This is a genomic window from Streptomyces sp. NPDC048270, assembly GCF_040652335.1.
Taxonomy (GTDB): Bacteria; Actinomycetota; Actinomycetes; order Streptomycetales; family Streptomycetaceae; genus Streptomyces.
Window position 1 is genome coordinate 112,370 of the sequence record NZ_JBEZLV010000010.1, and the last position, 14,031, is coordinate 126,400.

Here is a 14,031-nt window from a genome sequence, read left to right on the forward strand (position 1 = left end):
CGGCCGCCGCCGTGACACCTCTGCACTACCCCGGACCGGACGCCGTACCCGACTTGTCTCGACCCCTGAATCAACACCGGCCCCCACCGGTGTCACGCATCAGCGTAGGGCGCGGTGCGGCTCGCGGTTGGCCGAATAGCAGAAGTTTTCCCGGGGATTTTCCGGCGAGGCCGTCCCGAAGGGCCTTTGTGGTGGCTTGATTTCGCCTGTGCCGAAGGTCCGGATGGCGGCCTCCGGACCGGCGTGTGCCACGGGCAGTTGCACGGTGTGCATTTCACCCGGCGTGTGCACGCCGGGCGCCCGCGCACAGCGCCCGCACACAGCGCACCGCGGATGCGCGCGCGCCCCCCGCACCGGCACGGTGCGGGGGGCGCGCGGGAAGAGCGTGTGCAGGAAGGTTCAGGAGGGGCGCACGGTTCAGGAGGTGTGCGTCCGCGCGAAGTTCCACGCGTCCGTGATGATGCCCGTGAGGTCCGAGCGGCTCGGGGTCCAACCCAGCCGCTCGTGAGCGGTCCTGGCCGAGGCGACCAGCGCCGCCGGGTCGCCGGCCCGGCGCGGGGCGACGACTTCGGGGATCTCGTGGCCGGTCACCTTGCGGACCGTCTCGACGACCTCGCGGACCGAGAACCCGCTGCCGTTGCCCAGGTTGCAGATCAGGTGCTCCCCGGCGGCGGCCGCCTCCAGCGCGGCCAGGTGGGCCTCCGCCAGGTCCGCGACGTGGATGTAGTCCCGCACGCAGGTGCCGTCGGGGGTCGGGTAGTCCTCGCCGAACACCGAGATCGACTCGCGTTCGCCGAGCGCCACTTGGAGGACCAGCGGGATCAGGTGGGTCTCGGGGCTGTGCCGCTCGCCGAACTCCCCGTACGCGCCCGCCACGTTGAAGTAGCGCAGGGACACCGCGGCCAGGCCGTGCGCCACGCACTCCCCCGCGATCATGTGGTCCACGGCCAGCTTGGAAGCCCCGTACGGGTTGGTGGGCGCGGTCACCGAGGCCTCGGTGAGCAGGCCCTGCGCCGGCTCCCCGTAGGTGGCGGCGGTGGAGGAGAACACCAGCTTGCCCACGCCCGCCCCGCGCATCGCGGCCAGCAGGGCGAGGGTCCCGCCCACGTTGTTCTCCCAGTACTTGCCCGGGTTCGCCACCGACTCGCCGACCTGCGAGGAGGCCGCGAAGTGCAGCACCGCGTCGTAGGAGGAGTCGAGGTACCGGGCCGCGTCCTGGATCCGGCCCTCGATGAAGGCGGCGCCCGCCGGCACCCCCTCGCGGAAGCCGGTGCTGAGGTCGTCGAGGACGGTGACCTCGTGGCCCGCCTCCAGCAGATGGGCCGCGACCACGCTGCCGACGTATCCGGCGCCGCCGGTCACCAGGTATTTGTGCATCGCCGTCTTGCTCACTCGCCTACTGCCTCTCGCGGGGGAGCACACGCGGGTGCGCGCGCGTGCTGGGTCGTGCCGTCAAACTACCGTCTGGCCGGCCCCCGACGGCGCCGCCCGGTCGAGCAGCCCGGTACGGGCGGCCAGCGCGGCCGCCTCCAGCCGCGAGCCCACGCCCAGCTTCATCAGCACCCGCTGGACATGCGTACGGGCGGTGCTCGGCGCGATGGCCATGCCCGCGGCGATCAGCCGGGTGTCCTCGCCCTCCGCGACCCGGACCAGCACCTCCACCTCACGCGGCGTGAGCAGCCGCAGCAGCCGGCTGCCCTCGTCGTCGGGCTGGGCGGCGGGGTTGAGCAGCTCCGCGAACGCGCCCTGCAGCAGCTGCGGGGCGATCGCCACCTCCCCGGCCCGGGCCTTGGCCAGCGCCCGCTCCACGCCTTCGATCCGCTCGTCGTGGCGCACGTACCCCGAGGCGCCCGCGGCGAAGGCGGCGGCGATCCCGCGCGGGCTGGGCACCGGCCCGAGCACGACCACGGCGATCTGCGGGCGTTCCCGCTTGATCCGGACGACGGGTTCGAACACCCCGGGCTCGGCGGGGACGGCGGTGCCGAGGAGGCAGACCTCCGGGGCGCGGCTGATGACCAGTTCGGCGGCGCCCGCGGCCGGTGCGGCGGCGGCGAGCACGCGGTGACCGCGCAGTTTCAGGGCCGAGGCGAGCGCCTCGGCCAGCAGCCGGTGCTCGTCGACCACCACGACCCGTACGCCCATTGCGTGACCCACCCCCGACCCTTCTGCCCCGGCAAGCTACACGCTTGTTCGACGGTGCGCGGCGGTAACCGCGCAGAAGCCCCCGGAAGGCGGACCTTCCGGGGGCTTGCCGGGGCTTGCCGGGTGCGGGCCGGGCGCGAGCCGGGTGCGGGCCGGTCAGCTCGCGGTGAAGGAGGAGAAGATGTACTCCGGGTCCGAGGTGGAGGAGTAGGGCTTCTTCACCGACGTGCGGGCGAGGAACAGCTTGCCGTTGTGGTAGCGGTACTCGTGGTGGTCGGGCGAGTAGGCCGTCTCGATGCGCTGGGTCGTCTTGTCCGACGGGTTCTCCATCAGCACGGTTTCCTTCATCGTCTTGCCGTCGATGCTGACGATCTGGCCGCCCTTGTCGTACGGGGGCTCCTTGTAGGCGATGATGTTCGACCCGTCCATGCGCAGCGGGAACAGCTTGAACCGCTCGCCCGCGGCGGCGGCCTCGTTGGTCTGCTTGCCGGTCTCCAGGTCGAAGGAGAGCAGCTCGTTGGTCTTGCCGTAGGGGTCCTGGCCCTGGTGCTCGTACGAGGGCAGGTAGAGCTTGCCGTTGCCGACGACGAAGCCGAAGCACCGCTCGACCTCGGTGTTGCACTCGCCGCCGAAGTTGCCGGAGGACAGCGAGATGCGGGCCTTCAGCTGGCCGGCCGGGTCGACGACGAAGAGGTCGCTGACGCCGGTGGCGTTCTTGGCGGTCTTGCCGACGTCCGCGGCGACGATCAGGGGCTTGGTGGAGACGATGCTGGCGTAGTCGATGCCCGCGGAGAGCTTGTACGAGGACTGCGGGGCGCCGGTCGCCGGGTCCAGGACCTGCGCGTACAGGGTCGGGGTGGAGCTCTGGCCGCACTTGCGGATGACCGCGAGGGCCTCGCCGCCCGCGTAGCCGGCGTCGCGGCAGCCTTCGCCGTCCGTCTTGGGCAGCCACAGCGACTTGCCGTCGGCGAGGTTCCAGGCGGCGCCGCCCGAGGCGCCGCCCGCGGCGACCGTCTGCCCGCTGAGGGTGATCTCGTAGTAGGACACGGGCTTGTCACCGCTGGTGGCGCTCTTGGCGTTGCCGGTCCACACCAGCTTGCCGGCCTCCAGGTCGACGACGGCGACCTCGGTGCACGGCGGGTACTTGGCCTCCGGCGTGGGCTTCGCGGGCCTGAAGAGCACGGCCGACTTCTTGTCGGTGACGTGCGGGGTGGCGCCGCAGAGTTCACCCGGCAGGGGCACCTCCCACTTCTTGCCGCCGTCGACGAGGTTGTAGCCGACGATCTTGTACACGTCGGACTTCACGTAGGTGGTGTCGGTCAGCCAGGAGCCGGGGACCTGGACCATCTCGTCCGGCGTCGGGCTCGGCTGGTTGAGCAGCACCTTCGACTTGGGGTTGGCGGGCACCTTCTCGGTGCCGCCCGCGCCGGGCTGGGACTTGTCGTCGCCCGGCTTGGCGGGGCCGCCGTCCGCGGTGTCGTTCTTGCCCCCGCCGTCACCGACGTACCAGAAGCCGCCGCCGACGATCAGGACGATGGCCAGCAGGGCCGCGCCGACGATCATCAGCTGGGTGCGCACGTCGTTGCCGCGGCCGCCCGCGGCGCCGGCCGGCGGCTGGGGGCTGTACATGGGCGTGGTGGGCGGCCCGAAGGGCGGGGGCGTGCCGGGCTGCTGCGGGTAGCCGTAGCCCGGGTCGGGCTGCTGCGGGTACCCGTACGCGGGCTGCGTCGGCGGCTGCTGCGGCGGTGCGGGAGGCACGGGCGGCTGCATGGGCGGGGGGTCCTGCGGTGCTCCGAAGCCGCCGGACGGCGGCTGGCTGGGGGGCGGCGGGGTACTCATGGGTTGCTACTGCCTCTCGCTGGGCGGCTCGGTGGACGCGTTCACTTGCCGAAGACCATCAGGAGCTTCTCGTCCTTGCCCTGGGCGAGCAGACGGATGGTGGAGATGAAGAACCGCCCGTCCGCGTAGTCGACCACCGGGGCGAAGAAGGTGCTCTCCACCTCCGAGGCCGGGCCGGACGGGTGGCGCAGCACCGCGGTGGGCGTGCCGCCGCCCGCCGGGATCGTGAGGACCTCGCCGCCCATGCCGAACTCCGCCTTGCGGTAGGCGATCAGCTGGCCGTTCTCGGCCTTGAGCGGCACGATGACGCGCTTGTCCCCGGCGGGGACGCGCCACTTGGCCTTGCCCGTGCCGAGGTCGAAGGCGACGATCTCGTTGGCGGTGCCGATGTCGGTCGTCGTGGGCATGTAGAGGGTGCCCGAGTCGACGACGGAGGTGGCGCAGCTCTGCAGGGAGTCGTCGTGGTTCATCCCGCACTCGGTGGAGAAGTTGCCTTCGCCGGTGACGGTGGCGCGCTGCTTGCCGTCGGGGCCGAGGACCACGATGGAGCGCTCCTTGGTGTCCCGGTTGCCGAGGTCGAGGACGATCGGGTCGAGCGAGAAGACCCGGTTGACCCTCCAGCCCTTGGGGAGCCGGTAGGACCAGGTGCTCTTGCCGGTGACCGGGTCGGCGTCCTGGACCTCGACGGTGCTGTCCGCGTCGCGGCAGGTGGCGATCCCGAGCATCTTGCCGTTGCCCGCGGGGTAGGCGCCGGGCATGCAGCCCTCGGACGGGCTGGCGAAGAGCTTGTCGCCGGTGCTGAGCTTGAAGGCGGTGGCGCGGGTGAGCCGGCTGACGGTGACGGTGTCTCCGGTGAGGGCCAGGCTGGGGTCGACGAAGAGGTCGAAAGCGCCCTCCTTGGGCACCTCCTTCGACCAGCCCTCCTTGCCCGCCTTGAGGTCGATCAGCCGCATCTGGTTGCAGTTCGCGCTGTTCGAGTCGCCGTCCCGGTACATGACGACCGTCTTGCTGTCGGCGGTGGTCTGGCGCGTGACGGCGCAGATCCCGGCGGGAAGGGTGAGCTTCCACTTCTCCTTGCCGTCGGCGACGGCGTAGGCGGTGACGGCCTTGTCCACGGTCTTGACGACGGTGTCGCCCACCACCCACTGGCCGTCGGTCTTCACTCCGGCACCGGGGCCGTCGATCTTGGCGGTCTTGAGCCAGAGGACCTTGTCCTCGCCCTGCTTGCGGCCGGAGTTGAGGTCGGCCTCGGAGCCGCCGTTGCCGCTGCCGTCCCCCTTGTCGACGGAAGGGGAGCCGGAGGGCTTGGCGTCGGGCGGGGCGGACTCCTGGGCGACGGGCGGCTTCGGGTCCCCGCCGTCGCCCCGGAAGAAGGCGAAGTAGGTGCCGGCGCCCACGACGAGGACGCCCGCGACCGCCGCGGCGATCAGGACGGCCGCCTTCTTCTTCGCCGGGGGCGGCGTACCGGGAGCACCCGTCGGCATCGCGGGCGCGCCCGGGGGCGGCGGCGGGTAGCCGTAGCCGGGAGCGGGCTGCTGCGGGGCGGCCGGCTGCTGCGGGACGGTCGGCGGCTGCTGCTGGGCGTACGGGTTCGCGCCCTGCGGCGGCTGGCCGTAACCCGACTGCGGAGGCCCCGGCAGGTGGCCGTAACCGGAAGGTGTAGGCGGCTGGTTCGGCGGCTGGGGCGGCTCGGTCATCAGCGCGTACCTTCGGAGTCAGGGGTCGGGGAAGATGACCTTTCTATCACTCACGCAGGCCTTGCGCCGGGCCGGTCGGCCCCCTGTTCCCAAGGGCGGACCGGCCCGTGATGACGTCGTTATCCGGCCACTTGCCGCGCGGCCGGCCGGCCGGCTCCCCGCGGCCGGAGCGGCTGGAGCTACGCCTCCTCGGCCAGCTCCAGCCAGCGCATCTCCAAGTCGTCGCGCTCCGAGAGCAGTTCCCGCAGCTCGGCGTCGAGCTTGGCCACCTTGTCGTAGTCGGTGGAGTTCTCGGCGATCTGCGCGTGCAGGTTGCTCTCGCGGTCGGAGAGCTTGTTCAGCTGCCTCTCGATCTTCTGGAGCTCCTTCTTCGCGGCACGCGAGTCCCCGGAGGAGGTGGGCTTCGCGGCGGCCGCGGCGGCCGGGGCGGGCGCCGGGGCGGCCGCCTCGATCATCCGCCGGCGCCGCTCCAGGTACTCGTCCAGGCCGCGCGGCAGCATCCGCAGGCTCGCGTCGCCGAGCAGCGCCATCACGGTGTCGGTGGTGCGCTCGATGAAGAACCGGTCGTGGGAGATCACGATCATGGATCCGGGCCAGCCGTCGAGGAGGTCCTCGAGCTGGGTCAGGGTCTCGATGTCGAGGTCGTTGGTGGGCTCGTCGAGGAAGAGGACGTTGGGCTCGTCCATCAGCAGGCGCAGGATCTGCAGCCGGCGCCGCTCACCACCGGAGAGGTCGCCGACGGGCGTCCACTGCTTCTCCTTGGTGAAGCCGAACTGCTCGCACAGCTGGCCCGCGGTCATCTCGCGGCCCTGGCCGAGGTCGACGCGGTCGCGGACGCGCTGGACGGCCTCCAGGACGCGCAGGGACGGGTCGAGTTCGCCGACCTCCTGGGAGAGGTAGGCCAGCTTGACGGTCTTGCCGACCGAGACCTTGCCCGCGGCGGGCTGGACCTCGCCCTGGGTGCGGGCGGCCTCGGCCAGGGCGCGCAGCAGGGAGGTCTTGCCGGCGCCGTTGACGCCGACGAGGCCGATGCGGTCGCCGGGGCCCAGGTGCCAGGTGAGGTGCTTGAGGAGGGTTTTCGGACCGGCCTGTACGGTCACGTCCTCCATCTCGAACACGGTCTTGCCCAGGCGGGCGTTGGCGAAGCGCATCAGCTCGGAGCGGTCGCGCGGCGGCGGGACGTCGGCGATCAGCTCGTTGGCGGCCTCGATGCGGTAGCGGGGCTTGGAGGTCCGGGCGGGGGCGCCGCGGCGCAGCCAGGCCAGCTCCTTGCGCATCAGGTTCTGCCGCTTCTGCTCCTCGGTGGCGGCGATGCGCTCGCGCTCGGCGCGGGCGAAGACGTAGTCGCTGTAGCCGCCCTCGTACTCGTGCACCTCACCGCGCTGCACGTCCCACATGCGGGTGCAGACCTGGTCCAGGAACCAGCGGTCGTGGGTGACGCAGACCAGGGCGGAGCGGCGCTCCTGGAGGTGGCGGGCCAGCCAGGAGATGCCCTCGACGTCGAGGTGGTTGGTGGGCTCGTCGAGGACGAGGAGGTCCTGGTCGGCGATGAGCAGCTTGGCGAGCGCGATGCGGCGGCGCTCGCCGCCGGAGAGCGGGCCGATGACGGTGTCGAGGCCCTGTCCGAAGCCGGGCAGGTCGAGGCCGCCGAACAGGCCGGTCAGCACGTCGCGGATCTTGGAGTTGCCGGCCCACTCGTGGTCGGCCATGTCCCGGATGATCTCGTGGCGGATGGTGGCCGCGGGGTCCAGGGAGTCGTGCTGGGTGAGCACGCCCATCCGCAGGCCGCCGGACTGGGTGACCCGTCCGCTGTCGGGCTCCTCCAGCTTCGCGAGCATCCGGATCAGGGTGGTCTTACCGTCGCCGTTGCGGCCGACGACACCGATCCGGTCTCCCTCGGACACGCCGAGGGAGATGCCGTCGAGCAGGGTACGTGTGCCGTACACCTTGCTGACTGCCTCGACATTGACCAGATTGACGGCCATCAGACGCGCTCCAGAGAAAGGGTGTGGATCAGCCCCTCAGCCTAACCCTCCGGGCCGGGGCGGACCGTTCCACGAGGAGCCAGCCGCCCAGCGCCATGCCGATCGCGACCGGCGCGGTGACCGGCAGGGCGATCAGGGTGGCGCTGTGCCCCTCGAGCAGGCCCCCGAGACCGGTCATCGACAGGCCGAGGATCCCGAGCAGGCACAGGGTGATGCCGAGGGCGGCACGGGGGCCGCTGCCGGGGGCCGGGGCCGGGGCCGGGTCGGCGGCCGGGGCGGGGGCGGGGGCGCCGGGGGCCTCGAAGCGGCGGAAGAAGGCGACGAGTACGGCCGTCAGCGCGGCGGCGAGCAGGATCCGTACGGGTACCTGCGCCCACCAGGCGGCGGTCGCGGGCTCGGGCAGTGCGATGCCCAGGGCGAGCTGCGCCCCGTACACGCCGAGCATGGCGGTGAGGTGCCACAGGAAGGCGGTCATCGCGATCCCGTTGGCGGCGACCACGCCCCGCCAGACGCGGGGGCGGGCGAGCCAGGCGCCGGCGGGCCGGGAGAGCAGCTGCACGGCTCCGACGAGCCACAGGCCGTGCGCGAGCAGCGCGAGGGTCGGCGGGGCCATGTTGGACACCTTCTCGCCCGGCATCCCGACCATGGACAGCGGGTACGGGCCGTAGGCGACGAGCAGGACCGCCGCGCCGAGGCCGGCGGCGGCCAGGGCGGCGGGCCGGCGGATGCGGCCGTCGGCGCGCAGGAAGCCGAGCTGGTGCACGGCGAGCCAGACGAAGGCGAAGTTGAGGAACTCCGCGTACGGGACCCCGAAGGCGAAGCGCAGCACGTCGACGGCGGCGGCCGCGGCGGCGAGCCCCGCGAAGGCGGCCCAGCCCCACCGCTCGTGCAGCCGGAGCAGCGGCGGGGTGAAGGCGACCATCGCGAGGTAGATCCCGATGAACCAGAGCGGCTGCGTGACCAGCCGCAGCGCGGCCCCGCCGAGCCCGCCGCCGCCGAGCCCGGCGAGCTGCACGGCGAGCGCGGCGGCGGCCCAGACGAGCACGAAGACGAGGGTGGGCCGCAGCAGCCGCCGCAGCCGGGCCCGCAGGAAGGCGGCGTACACGGGGCGGTCGCCGCGGCGGGCGAGCGAGCGGTAGGAGAGCGCGTGCGAGAACCCGCCGACGAAGAAGAAGACGGGCATGACCTGGAGCACCCAGGTCACCACCTGGAGCCCGGGCACGAGCGCGAGCAGGTTGCCCATGCCGTCGCCGCTGACGGCGGCCATCAGCCAGTGCCCGAGCACGACGGCCCCGAGCGAGGCGACCCTCAGGAGGTCGACGTACCGGTCCCGGGAGGCGGGGGTGGCCGCGGCCGTGTCGCGTGCGCTGACTGTCATGCACCCCAGCCTCGCCACCGCCCGCCGCCCCCGACAGGGCCCACATACTCAACTCCCCCTGAGTACCCCGGCCCTCCCCTGCCGGGCCCCGGCCGGGGGCAGCCCGGGGGCCCGCCCGTGGAGCCCGACCCGGGAGCCCGCCCGGGGGCCCGCCCCGGGAGCCCAGCCCGGGAGCCCGCCCGGGGAGCCCGCCCCGGGAGCCCGCCCCGGGAGCCCGGCCCGGGAGCCCCGCCCCGGGAGCCCGACCCGGGAGCCCGGCCCTTCCTTCCGCCCCGCCGCTGCTGGGGCTCCGCCCCAGGCCCCGCGCCTCAAACGCCGGCGGGGCTGAATTCGCTCCCGCCGCCCGTCAGGTGCGGCTCGGCGGGCTGGGGTGCGCCCTGCGGGACTGAACGCGCGGGTTGGCCGGGTGCGGCGGAGCCGAAAATCCAGCCCCGCCGGCACTCGACGCACGAGGTCCGGGCGGAACCCCAGGCTCTCCAGCCCCGCCGGCGTTTGAGGCGCGGGGTCTGGGGCGGAGCCCCAGGTTCTTCAGCCCGGCCGACGCTCGACGGGCAAGGTCCGGGCGGAACCCCAGGCTCTCCAGCCCCGCCGGCGTTTGAGGCGCGGGGTCTGGGGCGGAGCCCCAGCGGCGGCGGGGTGGGGCCGGGCTCCGGGCTAGTGCGGCGCGGTCAGGACCGTGGCGCCCGGGGCCGGGCTGGACGCCACGCGAGTGGCCCGGCACGTGCCCGAGCCCTCCAGCGCGGCGGCGACCTTCGCGGCGGCCTCCTCGTCCCGGACGAGGAAGGCCGTCGTCGGGCCGGAGCCCGACACCAGCGCGGCCAGCGCACCGGCCCCGGTGCCGGCCGCCAGCGTCGCCGCCAGCGCGGGCCGCAGCGAGAGCGCCGCCGGCTGGAGCCCGTTGGCCAGGACAGGGGCCAGCGCGTCCGGATCCCCCGAGGCCAGGGCGGCCAGCAGGGCCGGCGATGCCTCGGGCTCCGGGATCCGCGTGCCGGCCGTGAGCCGGTCGAACTCCCGGAACACGGCGGGCGTCGACAGCCCCCCGTCGGCTACCGCGAACACCCAGTGGAACGCCCCCGCGTCCACCGGGGTCAGCAGCTCCCCCCGGCCCGTCCCGAGCGCCGCCCCGCCGACCAGGCTGAACGGCACGTCGCTGCCCAGCTCCGCGCAGATGTCGAGCAGTTCGGCACGCGGCGTGCCCAGGCCCCACAGGGTGTCGCAGGCCAGCAGGGCCGCGGCCCCGTCCGCGCTGCCGCCCGCCATACCGCCCGCGACGGGGATGTTCTTGGTGATGTGCAGGTGGACCGCGGGCTCGATACCGGCCCGCGCCGCCAGGATCTCGGCGGCGCGCGCCGCGAGGTTCGTGCGGTCCAGGGGCACCTGGTCGGCGTCCGGGCCCGCGCAGGTCACGGTCAGCTCCTCGGCCGCGGTCGCCGTGACCTCGTCGAACAGCGACACGGCGAGGAAGACGTTCGCGAGGTCGTGGAAGCCGTCGGGGCGGGCCGCGCCCACCGCCAGCTGGACGTTGACCTTCGCGGGCACTCGTACGGTCACGCTCACAGCGCGGGCCTCTGCGCCTCGGGCTTGTGCTCGGCGATCGCGGCGAACTCCTCCACCGTCAGCGACTCCCCGCGCGCCTGCGGCGAGACCCCGGCGGCGACCAGCGCGGCCTCGGCGCCGGCCGCGGACCCGGCCCAGCCGGCCAGCGCGGCGCGCAGCGTCTTGCGGCGCTGCGCGAAAGCCGCGTCCACGACCGCGAAGACCTCCGCCTTCGAGGCGGTCGTCTTGATCGGCTCCGTCCGCCGCACCAGCGAGACGAGCCCGGAGTCGACGTTCGGCGCCGGCCAGAAGACCTTGCGTCCGATGGACCCGGCGCGCTTGACGTGCGCGTACCAGTTGGCCTTGACCGAGGGCACCCCGTACACCTTGTTGCCGGGCTCGGCGGCGAGCCGGTCGGCGACCTCCGCCTGCACCATCACCAGGGTCCGCTCGATGGTCGGGAACCGGTCGAGCATGGTCAGCAGGACGGGCACGGCCACGTTGTACGGCAGGTTCGCCACGAGCGCGGTCGGCGCGGGGCCGGGCAGCTCGGTGACCAGCATCGCGTCGGAGTGGACCAGCGCGAAGCGGTCCTTGCGCCCGGGCAGCCGCGCCTCGATGGTGGCGGGCAGCGCCGCCGCCAGGATGTCGTCGATCTCCACGGCCGTGACCCGGTCGGCGGCCTCCAGCAGCGCGAGCGTCAGCGAGCCCAGGCCGGGGCCGACCTCGACGACCACGTCGTCCGGCCGCACCTCGGCGGTGCGCACGATCCGGCGCACCGTGTTGGCGTCGATGACGAAGTTCTGACCCTTCTGCTTGGTCGGGCGCACACCGAGTGCGGCCGCCAGCTCCCGGATGTCGGCCGGCCCGAGGAGGGCGTCAGAAGGGTTCTCGTTGGGCTGCTGCTCTGCGGTGCTCACCCGCTAAGCCTACGGCCGCAGTGCGGCCACGGACTCGCCCCCCGCTGCACGTAGAGCTTCTTCGCCCGGTACGTCTGCTCCGAGGCCGGGGCGTCCTGCGGGCGGCCGCTGCCGCCGAGGCCCTGCCAGGTCCGTACGTCGAACTGGTAGAGGCCGCCGTAGGTCCCCGAGGGGTCGGTGGCCGAGGGCCGGCCGCCCGATTCGCACTGGGCGAGGGCCGCCCAGTTGAGGCCGTCGGCGCCGGAGACGGACGTCGGCAGCGGCTTCGTACCGACCTTGACGAGCTGGGTGACGGGCTCGCGGACGGTCTCGTCGGCGATGCGGCGGGGCTTCTGCCGGACCCCGTTGACGGTGCGCAGGCTGTAGGTGACCCGGCGGGCCCCGGGCCGCCCGGCCCGTTCGACGACCTCGGTGCCGGCGAACAGGGCGGCGTCCTCGACCCGCTCCGTCTCGTACGGGATGCGCTCCTCGCGGACCTCGCGGGTGCCCGTGATGCGCAGCACGGTGACGGTCTGGCCGTCGCGCGGGAAGGCGGTGGGCGGTACGGAGGTGGTGTCCTGGCCGTTCAGGGTGATGCCGGCCTGGTCGAGGGCCTCCTGGACGGTGGCGGCGTTGGTGCGGATGGTGCGTTCGCGGCCGTCGGCCATGAAGGTGACGCTGCGTTCGGTGCGGACGCTGAGGGCCATTCCGGCGCGCGGCACGGGGGCGGTGCGCGGCGCCGAGAGGTAGGCGCCCTCGGCGCGGATGCCGAACTGGCGCAGCGCGCCTTCGACGGTGCGGGCGGTGGTCCACACCTGGCGCGGGCGGCCGTCGAGGGTGAGGCGCAGGGGGCGGCCGTAGCGGACGACGACCTGTTCGCCGTCGTCGAGGCGTTCGCCGGGGCCGGGGGCCACGAGGTCGTGGGGTCCGACGTCGAGGCCTTCGGAGGCGAGCAGTTCGTCGACGTCGTCGGCGAAGGTGTGCAGGGTGCGCGGGACGCCGTCGACGGTGAGGCGTACCGCCTTGTCGGCGGCGACGAAGGCGGTGGTGCCGCCGGCGAGGACGGCGACGACCAGGGCCTGCGGCACCATCCGCCGCCAGGTGCCCGGCGGGGGTTCGGCGGGGGCGGTGCGGCGGCGTCTGCCGGTGCCGGGCCCGGGCACGGAGGCGGGCATGGCGCCGGGCGCGGAGCCGGGCGCGGCCGCGGGCGCCGGCAGCAGGGCGACCGCGGTGGGGGCGGGTGCCCGGCGGCGCCCCGACCCGGCTCCGGCAGCCCCGGCTCCGGCCCCGGCCCCGGCAGCCCCGGCCCCGGCGGGTTCCCTCCCCGGCAGGGGGGTCAGCGGCAGCGTGGCGGCCACCGCGGGCACCGTCGGGGCCTCGGGATCGGCCCACCCGGCCGGCTGCCCGCTCTGGCGGGCTCTGCGGCGCCCCGCCCGGCGCGGGCCCGGGACCCCCGGATCGGCCGCCGGATCCGGGACGCCCGGATCCCCGTACGCCCCCGGAACGGGACCGCCACGGCGGTGACTGCCCTGCGTATCGCTCACGACGCTCGCTCCACTGTTCCGGCACCCGCTGGTTCGGGCACGGCACCTTAGCGGAGGAGTCGTCACGCACCAAAGCCGGACGGTCACGCAGCGTGTCGTCGGGCGGGGGCGGTCAGTAGCCGAAGGCGCGCGCCGTGTTGGCGGCCAGCGCGGTGGCCATCGCGTCCTCGTCGATGCCGCGGACCGCCGCCATCGCCCGTACGGTCAGCGGAATGAGGTACGGAGCGTTGGGCCGTCCGCGGTACGGCGCGGGGGTCAGGTACGGGGCGTCGGTCTCGACCAGCACCAGCTCCAGCGGGGCGACGGCCAGCGCCTCGCGCAGCGGGGCCGCGTTCTTGAAGGTGACCGTTCCGGCGAAGGACATGTAGTACCCGGCGGCGGCGCACTCCCGGGCCATGTCGGCGTCACCCGAGTAGCAGTGGAAGACGGTGCGCTCCGGTGCGCCCTCCTCCCGCAGCACGCGGAGCACGTCCGCGTGGGCGTCGCGGTCGTGGATCACGAGGGCCTTGCCCCGGCGCTTGGCGATCTCGATGTGGGCCCGGAAGGAGCGCTCCTGCGCGGCCATCCCCTCCGGCCCGGTGCGGAAGTGGTCCAGTCCGGTCTCGCCGACCGCCTTGACGTGGTCCAAAGCGGCCAGGGCCTCGATCTCGGCCAGCGCCTCGTCGAGCGCGGCCTCGCCACCGCCGGTCCGGGCCCCCTGCCGCGACCAGCCGTCGGGATCCCCGTGCACGATCCGGGGCGCCTCGTTCGGGTGCAGGGCAACCGCCGCGTGGACGTTCTCGTACGCGGCGGCCGTCTCGGCGGCCCAGCGGGAGCCCTTCACGTCGCAGCCGACCTGGACGACCGTGGTCACGCCCACGGAGGCGGCCTTCGCGAGGCCCTCCTCGACGGTGCCCGACTGCATGTCCAGGTGGGTGTGCGAATCCGCCACCGCCACCCGGAGGGGTTCGGGCAGCGGTGGCGGGGCGTCCTTGGAGGCTCGGGAGGCGGGGGCCGACGAAGTGCTCATGG

General features: G+C 74.0%; 10 protein-coding genes. All 10 read right to left on the bottom strand.

Translation table 11 applies throughout. The features are described 5' to 3' along the window. Window positions 1–417 precede the first annotated feature (417 nt). The 10 genes from galE to AB0D66_RS12150 all read right to left on the bottom strand — a co-directional run bounded on the left by galE (window position 418) and on the right by AB0D66_RS12150 (window position 14,029). Window positions 418–1,377 (bottom strand): UDP-glucose 4-epimerase GalE, encoded by a 960-nt coding sequence (galE, locus tag AB0D66_RS12105; RefSeq protein ID WP_362300808.1) that lies wholly within the window; start codon window positions 1,375–1,377, stop codon window positions 418–420. A gap of 75 nt (window positions 1,378–1,452) precedes the next feature. Beyond that, window positions 1,453–2,142, bottom strand: a complete 690-nt coding sequence (locus AB0D66_RS12110; RefSeq protein ID WP_362300811.1) for a LuxR C-terminal-related transcriptional regulator — start codon at window positions 2,140–2,142, stop codon at window positions 1,453–1,455. Window positions 2,143–2,298: 156 nt separating this feature from the next. Next, window positions 2,299–3,900, bottom strand: coding sequence for a PQQ-binding-like beta-propeller repeat protein (locus AB0D66_RS12115; protein ID WP_362300585.1), 1,602 nt, complete (start codon window positions 3,898–3,900; stop codon window positions 2,299–2,301). 122 nt (window positions 3,901–4,022) lie between these two features. After that, window positions 4,023–5,678 carry a PQQ-binding-like beta-propeller repeat protein gene (locus AB0D66_RS12120; RefSeq protein ID WP_362300588.1) on the bottom strand — a complete coding sequence of 552 codons (1,656 nt, stop codon included), beginning with the start codon at window positions 5,676–5,678 and terminating at the stop codon, window positions 4,023–4,025. 179 nt (window positions 5,679–5,857) lie between these two features. Then, window positions 5,858–7,663, bottom strand: coding sequence for an ABC-F family ATP-binding cassette domain-containing protein (locus AB0D66_RS12125; protein WP_362300591.1), 1,806 nt, complete (start codon window positions 7,661–7,663; stop codon window positions 5,858–5,860). Window positions 7,664–7,691: 28 nt separating this feature from the next. Further along, window positions 7,692–9,041, bottom strand: a complete 1,350-nt coding sequence (locus AB0D66_RS12130) for an acyltransferase family protein (protein WP_362300594.1) — start codon at window positions 9,039–9,041, stop codon at window positions 7,692–7,694. A gap of 654 nt (window positions 9,042–9,695) precedes the next feature. Next, window positions 9,696–10,592, bottom strand: a complete 897-nt coding sequence (locus tag AB0D66_RS12135; RefSeq protein WP_362300598.1) for a 4-(cytidine 5'-diphospho)-2-C-methyl-D-erythritol kinase — start codon at window positions 10,590–10,592, stop codon at window positions 9,696–9,698. Between the two features lie 2 nt (window positions 10,593–10,594). Continuing rightward, complete coding sequence (gene rsmA, locus AB0D66_RS12140; RefSeq protein WP_362300601.1) at window positions 10,595–11,497, bottom strand: 16S rRNA (adenine(1518)-N(6)/adenine(1519)-N(6))-dimethyltransferase RsmA; 903 nt, start codon at window positions 11,495–11,497, stop codon at window positions 10,595–10,597. Next, window positions 11,494–12,834 (bottom strand): ubiquitin-like domain-containing protein, encoded by a 1,341-nt coding sequence (locus AB0D66_RS12145; protein WP_362300604.1) that lies wholly within the window; start codon window positions 12,832–12,834, stop codon window positions 11,494–11,496. Before AB0D66_RS12145 ends, rsmA begins: the two co-directional genes overlap by 4 nt. Window positions 12,835–13,132: 298 nt before the next feature. After that, window positions 13,133–14,029 carry a TatD family hydrolase gene (locus AB0D66_RS12150; protein ID WP_362300607.1) on the bottom strand — a complete coding sequence of 299 codons (897 nt, stop codon included), beginning with the start codon at window positions 14,027–14,029 and terminating at the stop codon, window positions 13,133–13,135. Window positions 14,030–14,031: the final 2 nt, after the last annotated feature.

What these genes read in the sequence shown, in the direction of transcription:
- galE (WP_362300808.1), bottom strand. Translation starts at nt 1,377, where the DNA reads ATGCACAAATACCTGGTGACCGGCGGCGCCGGATACGTCGGCAGCGTG.
- AB0D66_RS12110 (WP_362300811.1), bottom strand. Translation starts at nt 2,142, where the DNA reads ATGGGCGTACGGGTCGTGGTGGTCGACGAGCACCGGCTGCTGGCCGAG.
- AB0D66_RS12120 (WP_362300588.1), bottom strand. Translation starts at nt 5,678, where the DNA reads ATGACCGAGCCGCCCCAGCCGCCGAACCAGCCGCCTACACCTTCCGGT.
- AB0D66_RS12125 (WP_362300591.1), bottom strand. Translation starts at nt 7,663, where the DNA reads ATGGCCGTCAATCTGGTCAATGTCGAGGCAGTCAGCAAGGTGTACGGC.
- AB0D66_RS12130 (WP_362300594.1), bottom strand. Translation starts at nt 9,041, where the DNA reads ATGACAGTCAGCGCACGCGACACGGCCGCGGCCACCCCCGCCTCCCGG.
- AB0D66_RS12150 (WP_362300607.1), bottom strand. Translation starts at nt 14,029, where the DNA reads ATGAGCACTTCGTCGGCCCCCGCCTCCCGAGCCTCCAAGGACGCCCCG.